The sequence below is a fragment of the Catenibacterium sp. genome, assembly GCF_052354645.1.
Taxonomy (GTDB): Bacteria; Bacillota_I; Bacilli_A; order Erysipelotrichales; family Coprobacillaceae; genus Catenibacterium; species Catenibacterium mitsuoka_A.
Genome location: NZ_DAWDDM010000088.1, coordinates 1 through 7,344, shown reverse-complemented (window position 1 = coordinate 7,344; position 7,344 = coordinate 1). Strand labels below are relative to the sequence as shown.

General features: G+C 35.2%; 7 protein-coding genes. All 7 read left to right on the top strand.

Going from position 1 to position 7,344, the window contains the following annotated elements; genetic code table 11:
• A partial coding sequence (gene tyrS, locus ACT8VG_RS05410; RefSeq protein ID WP_444195351.1) for a tyrosine--tRNA ligase occupies positions 1-1,187 on the top strand: 1,187 nt, incomplete at its 5' end.
• 40 nt (positions 1,188-1,227) lie between these two features.
• Positions 1,228-2,061 (top strand): tRNA pseudouridine(55) synthase TruB, encoded by an 834-nt coding sequence (truB, locus tag ACT8VG_RS05405; RefSeq protein WP_187012541.1) that lies wholly within the window; start codon positions 1,228-1,230, stop codon positions 2,059-2,061.
• Positions 2,061-2,990, top strand: coding sequence for a riboflavin biosynthesis protein RibF (gene ribF, locus ACT8VG_RS05400; protein WP_217107271.1), 930 nt, complete (start codon positions 2,061-2,063; stop codon positions 2,988-2,990). The genes truB and ribF overlap by 1 nt, the downstream gene beginning before the upstream one ends.
• A gap of 83 nt (positions 2,991-3,073) precedes the next feature.
• Entirely contained in the window at positions 3,074-3,340 is a 267-nt protein-coding gene (gene rpsO / locus ACT8VG_RS05395) for a 30S ribosomal protein S15 (RefSeq protein ID WP_117458080.1), read from the top strand.
• A gap of 101 nt (positions 3,341-3,441) precedes the next feature.
• Positions 3,442-5,580 carry a polyribonucleotide nucleotidyltransferase gene (gene pnp, locus ACT8VG_RS05390; protein WP_444195350.1) on the top strand — a complete coding sequence of 713 codons (2,139 nt, stop codon included), beginning with the start codon at positions 3,442-3,444 and terminating at the stop codon, positions 5,578-5,580.
• Positions 5,580-6,143 carry a Maf family protein gene (locus ACT8VG_RS05385; RefSeq protein WP_288705588.1) on the top strand — a complete coding sequence of 188 codons (564 nt, stop codon included), beginning with the start codon at positions 5,580-5,582 and terminating at the stop codon, positions 6,141-6,143. The genes pnp and ACT8VG_RS05385 overlap by 1 nt, the downstream gene beginning before the upstream one ends.
• A 104-nt stretch (positions 6,144-6,247) precedes the next feature.
• Positions 6,248-7,344 (top strand): 6-phosphofructokinase (locus tag ACT8VG_RS05380; protein ID WP_444195349.1); only part of this gene is annotated, 1,097 nt, incomplete at its 3' end.

The following is a 7,344-nucleotide window of genomic DNA, read 5'->3' as shown; positions in this document are numbered from 1 at the left end:
AAGATGTAAGTTCTGAAGACTTAAAAGACAAATTAAATGCAGGAGGAATGACATTCTATATTGGTACTGACCCAACTGGAGATTCTTTACATATTGGACATTTCTCATCTTTCTTAATGTCTAAGAGATTAAAGGATGCAGGTCATCATCCAATTCTTTTAGTCGGTGGTGCAACTGGACAGATTGGGGATCCAAAGCCAACAACTGAAAGACCAATGATTACAAAAGAACAGGTACAGCATAACTTTGACTGCTTAAAGAAGCAGGCTGAAGATTTATTTGGTTTTGAAGTAGTTAACAACTTGGATTGGTCTAAAGATTTAAACTTCATTGACTGGTTAAGAGATTATGGTAAATATTTCAATATCAACTACATGTTATCTAAGGATATTATCAAGAGAAGATTGGATGAAGGGATTACTTTCACTGAATTCTCTTATATGATCATGCAGGCAATGGACTTCTATTACTTACATGAAAATAAAGGCTGTAACTTACAGGTTGCTGGTCAGGACCAGTGGGGTAATATTACTGCAGGTATTGAATTAATTAGAAAGAAGACTGGTGATGAAGCATATGGATTCACTATGCCTTTACTTACTAAGAGCGATGGTACTAAGTTTGGTAAATCAGAAGGAAATGCAATCTGGCTAGATAGAGAAAAGACTTCACCATATGAAATGTATCAGTTCTTCATCAACAGTGAAGATAGCAAGGTTATTGATTACTTAAAATACCTCACTTTCTTATCTAAAGAAGAAATTGAAGCATTAGAAGAATCAAATAAGAATGAACCACACTTAAGAAAAGCACATAAAGCACTTGCGAAAGAAGTTATTACTTTCATTCATGGTGCAGATGCTTATGAAGAAGCTGTCAGCATTTCTGAAAAGTTATTCAGCGGTGATATCAAGAGCATGACTTATGAACAGGTTAAACAGTGCTTCAATGGTGTACCAAGTATTGATGTCACTGAAGATGAACAGATCTTAAATGTATTAGTAAAAGCAGGTGCTGCTTCTAGTAATCGTGAAGCAAGACAGTTCGTAAAAGGTGGAAGTGTTCTTGTAAATGGTGAAAAGGTCACTGATGAAAAGTTTGTTGTATCAAAAGACAATGCGTTTGGTGGTAAGGTGACTGTTATTAGAAGAGGTAAGAAGAAGTACTTCGTTATTAATCATATCTAAGCAGACAATAGTCTGCTTTTTTTAGGAAGGATGTGAGTAGATGGATGGTATTATTTTAATTAATAAACCACAGGGTATGACAAGTCATGATGTCGTTAATCGTGTGAGACGTATTATGCATACTAAAAAAGTAGGACATTGTGGGACTCTTGACCCTATGGCGACTGGTGTTTTAGTTATTGGTATTAATAAAGCCACTAAAGCAATGCAGTTTTTAATGAGTGAAGAAAAAGAATATCGTGCTACACTTAAACTTGGCAGTTCGACAGATACATATGACGCTGAAGGGAAGGTTATAGAAACCAAGCCTTTTACTGGTTATGAGAATCTAGAAGAAGTATTATCATCATTTAAAGGAGATTCCATGCAGAAGCCTCCAATGTATTCAGCTATTAAAATTAATGGTAAGAAGCTCTATGAATATGCTAGAGAAGGTATAGAAGTAGAAGTTCCAGAAAGACCAATCACTATTTATAAACTTGATTTAGTCGATGCACATGATGATGAAATAACTATAGATGTTAAGTGCTCTAAAGGAACATATATCCGCTCTTTATGTGTAGATATTGGAAAAGCCTTAGGTTATCCTGCTCATATGACTGCATTAGTAAGAAATCAGTCAGGTCATTTTACTATCGATCAGGCAGTAACACTTGAAGAACTTGAAGAAAATAATGGACCTGTGATGCCATTAGAAGAAGTATTTTCTTTCTATGATTCTATGGTTGTAGATGAAAGAATTGTCATGACGGGCCAGAAAATCAAGAGTGATAAAGATCATAATGTAGCTATTTATTCAAAAGAAGGTAAATTACTTGCGATATATGGACCAGATGGAAAAGGCAATTTGAAGAGCCTCAGGGGGCTTTTCTAATGAAGATCATAAAAATGGAAGAGGTACATTTAACAGAACCTCTTTCTCTTGCAATTGGCTTTTTTGATGGTTTACATCTTGGTCATATGTCTTTGATTAATGAAGTATTGAAATATAAGGGAGAAACAAAAACAGCTGTTATGAGCTTTGATGTGCATCCTTTATGTGTTTTAAAGGGCGAAAAGAGACAATCGATTATTACTCTAGAAGAGAAAAAAGAACTTCTAGAAGAAATGGGTATTGATTACTTGCTTGTAATTCATTTTACTAAGGAAGTAGCAGCATTAAGTCCACAGGCTTTTATTGACGAATACTTAAATAAGCTTCCTTTAAAAAGACTAGTATGTGGTTATGATTTCCATTTTGGAGATCATAACAGTGGCAGCATAGAAGACTTAAAGAAACAGTCATTTGAACTTATTGTGAAAAACGCTGTTATGTATAATGAAACAGAAAAAGTATCATCTACTCTTATTAAGAAACTGATGGATCAAGGAATGATTGAAGAAGTCAATACTTTGCTTGGTCGACCTTATAAGGTAAAAGGTACTGTCATTCATGGAAAACAGAGAGGTCGTTTGATTGGTTTCCCTACATTGAATATCGATTATGGTATGAAATACTTACCTAAAAGAGGGGTATATGGCACAATTGTAGAAATCAATCATCAATATTATATAGGTATGGCAAATATTGGGATGAATCCTACATTCAATGATATCAATCGTCTTTCATTAGAAGTCAACGTATTTGATTTTGACGAAGATGTGTATGGTAAAGAAGTAGAGGTTACTTTCTGCTTATATAAGCGTGAAGAAACTGTTTTTAATGGATTAGAAGGACTAAAAACTCAATTAACAGAAGACAGAAAATATTTAAGTCAGGTCATGAAAAAGTATTTGACTTTATATAAAAATAATGTAAAATAGTCATTGCAACAATGTCTAGGATATTTGTACCTCTTACATCTAGCTTGGATATTGCGAAGAATATAATTTAGGAGGAAAACATAATGTTAACTAAAGAAGAAAAAGCTAAGATCATGGCTGAATATGGTCGCGTAGAAAAGGATACTGGTTCTCCAGAAGTTCAGATTGCATTATTAACTGCTGATATCAACAAGTTAAACGGTCACTTCAAACAGCATCCAAAGGATAATCATTCTAACAGAGGTCTTTTAAAGAAGATTGGTAAGAGAAGAGACTTATTAAAGTATCTTAAGAAAGAAGATCTTGACAGATATACAACTTTAACTGATAAGTTAGGATTAAGAAGATAAGAAACAAAAGCCCTATGGGGCTTTTTTTCATGTCTCTATCAAATAATTGTTTGTGTAATAGTTGATTTATGATATAATTTTGAAGAATATGAGGTGAATTTATGGCAAAACAAATTTTTAGTATGGATTTCTATGGTAAGAAAATCCAGGTTGAAGTCGGTGAAATGGCTAAACAGGCAAACGGCTCTTGTTTAGTAAGATATGATGATACAGTCGTTCTTTCTACAGCATGTGCTGGGAAAGAACCAAAAGATGTAGATTTCTTCCCATTAACAGTAACTTATGAAGAAAAACTATATTCTGTAGGTAAGATTCCAGGTGGATTCTTAAAGCGTGAAGGCCGTCCTAGTGAACATGGTACATTAACTGCAAGAATGATTGACAGACCTATCCGTCCATTATTCGCAGATGGTTTCAGAAATGAAGTACAGGTTGTTAATACTGTACTATCAGTTGATCAGGAAGCAACTCCAGAAATGGCAGCAATGCTTGGTGCATCAATTGCATTATGTATTTCTGATATTCCATTCAATGGTCCAATTGCAGGTGTTAACGTAGGTTTAATTGATGGTGAGTTTACTGTCAACGCAGGACCTGAAGATATGGCTAGAAGTGAAATTAATCTTGAAGTAGCAGGTACAAAGGATGCTATTAACATGGTTGAAGCTGATGCAAAAGAAGTAGACGAAGAAACAATGTTGAACGCATTGATGTTCGGTCATGAAAAGATTAAGGAATTAATCGCTTTCCAGGAACAGATTGTAGAAGCTGCTGGTAAGGAAAAGATTGATGTTCCACTATTTGCATTAGATGAAAACATTGTGTCTAGCGTAGAAGCTATGGCTAAGGAAGAAATGATCAAGGCTATTTCTATTCCTGGTAAGCTTGAAAGATATGCTGTTATTGATGAATTAGATGCTAAGGTTGTAGAATCTTTTGAAGATAAAGAATATGCAACTGTTGAAGAACATGATAAGACAATTAAACAGGTTAAGATGGTTCTTGGTGATCTTGAAAAAGAAGAAGTAAGACGTTTGATTACTGAAGAAAAGGTAAGACCTGATGGTCGTAAAGTAGATGAAGTACGTCCATTAGATGCACAGGTAGATTTATTGCCACGTGTACATGGTTCAGCTATGTTCACTCGTGGTGAAACTCAGGTATTATCTGCCTGCACACTTGGTGCATTAGGTGAAGTACAGAAGATTGATGGTCTTGGAATGGAAGACCAGAAACGTTTCATGCATCACTATAACTTCCCACCATATTGTGTAGGTGAAACAGGAAGAATGGGTTCTCCAGGTAGAAGAGAAATTGGTCATGGTGCTTTAGGTGAAAGAGCCTTAAGACAGGTTATTCCTTCTGAAACAGAATTCCCATATACAATCAGAGTTGTTGCTGAAGTATTAGAATCTAATGGTTCTTCTTCACAGGCTTCAATTTGTGCATCAACTATGGCTTTAATGGCTGCAGGTGTTCCAATTAGTAATCCAGTGGCTGGTGTCGCTATGGGTCTTGTTAAAAAAGGCGAAAACTATACAATCTTAACTGATATCCAGGGTATGGAAGACCATCTTGGTGATATGGATTTCAAGGTTGCAGGTACAAAGAACGGTATCTGTGCATTACAGATGGATATCAAGATTGATGGTATTACTAAAGAAATTTTACAGGAAGCATTAGCTCAGGCAAAGGTTGCAAGAGGACAGATCATGGACTGCATGATGTCAGCAATTAGTGAACCTAGAGATCACTTAAGTCCATATGCTCCTAAGGTTGCTATGATGAAGATTGAACCTGAACAGATTAAAGATGTAATCGGTAAGGGTGGAGATATGATCAATAAGATTATTGCTGAAAGCGATAATGTTAAGATTGATATTGATGATGAAGGTAATGTTACTATCTATCATTACTCTCAGGATGCGATTGACCATGCAATGGGTATGATCAAGGATTTAACTAGAAAAGTAGAAGTAGGCGAAATCTTTGATGGTAAGGCTGTAAGAGTTGAAGAAAAGTATGCATTTATTGAATTATTCCCTGGTACAAATGGATTCTTACATGTAAAAGATGTTGCTTGGGATAGAACAAATAAAGTCGGCGATGTAATCAAGCTTGGCGATACAGTAAAGGTTAAAGTAACTCAGATTACTGATAAGGGTGTGAATGTTTCTAGAAAAGCATTATTACCAAAACCAATCGTTAAACATGAAGCACCTGCTGAGGAAAAGAAATAATGAAAATTATTCTTGCTAGTACTTCTCCTAGACGAAAAGAACTGCTTGAAAGAGAAGGCATTGATTTTATTATCGATGCCTCCTCTATTACTGAATATCTTGATTCTTCTCTAGAAATAGAAGAAAGACTTAAAAAACTCGCATATGATAAAGGTGTTTCTATTCATGAGAAATATCCTGATGATGTTGTAATTAGTGCTGATACAACAATTTATCATAATGGAAAGATTATTGGTAAAGCTCACAGTGCTCATGAAGCAAGAGAAATTCTTGAATCATTAAGTAGTGATACACATAGTGTGTTTACATCAGTGGCTGTATTCTATAAAGATCAGGTTTGTACATTTGTAGATGAAACAAAAGTTACATTCAAGAATATCAATGATATGATTGATGATTATCTTTCTATTGATGAATGGAAGGGTAAAGCTGGCGCTTATGCGATTCAGGGTGTTGCAGGAAAATTCATTGAAGAAGTGCAGGGAGATATTGATAACGTCATTGGGCTCCCAGTAAAGCATGTAATAGAAGTTATTGAAACTTTGACTAAGAAGCCATTATAGGCTTCTTTTTTTTGCACCTATATGTAAGCGCTTCATATTTATATTGAAAACGCTAACAGTTTAATTTATAATAGAGAGTGGGATTTACATAAGGAGGAAATATCATGAATTCAAAAGTTAAAAAAATTGCGCTATTATCTGGCGGAGGAGATTGTCCAGGCTTAAATGCGGTAATCAGAACAATCACTAAGATTGCGATTGAAAAATATAATTGGGAAGTCATTGGTTTTGTATATGGTTATCGTGGATTGTATAATAATAATTATGTAGAATTAACTGTAGACAAGGTAGAGGATATATATAAGGAAGGCGGAACTATTCTTTATAGTTCTAATAAGGATAACCTATTCGATTATCTTGTAGATGATGGAAATGGTGGAAAAGTAAGAAAAGACGTCAGTGATGTAGGCGTTGAAAATCTTAAGAAAGATGGTGTTGATGTATTAGTTGTGTTAGGTGGCGATGGTACATTAACAAGTGCTAGAGATTTCAGTAGAAAAGGTGTCAATGTCATTGGTGTACCAAAGACTATGGATAATGATTTAACTTCTACAGATTTAACATATGGTTTCATCAGTGCGATGAGTGTTGGTACTGAATTCATAGATCGTCTTCAGACTACTGCAAAATCACATCATCGTGTCATCTGTTGTGAATTAATGGGAAGAGAAGCAGGATGGATTTCATTATATGCAGGTCTTGCAGGCAATGCAGGCGTTGTATTGATTCCTGAAATTCCATTTACTATTGAAAATATTGCGAAAGCAGTTAAGAAACGTGATGAAGCAGGTCTTCCATATACTGTTATTGCAGTAGCTGAAGGTGCTAAGTATGCAGATGGTACAAAGTCAATCGGTAAGATTGTAGAAGATTCACCAGACCCAATTCGTTATTCTGGACTTGCTGCAAAGGTAGCTGATGATCTAGAAAAAGTCATTCCTAATCATGAAGTACGTTCTGTCAATCCTGGTCATATTATCCGTGGTGGTGATATTGATGCATATGACAGAATCTTATCTATCAGATTTGGTAATAAGGCATGTGCTATGATTGATGAGGGCTTATTTGGAAATGTTGTATCATTAAAGGGTGGCAACATGGAATATACTTCACTTGAAGAAGTAATCGGTGATGCGAAGTTTGGTAAGCAGAAGCTTGTTGATCCAAATGGAGATCTTGTTCAGGCTGCTAAGGCTATGGG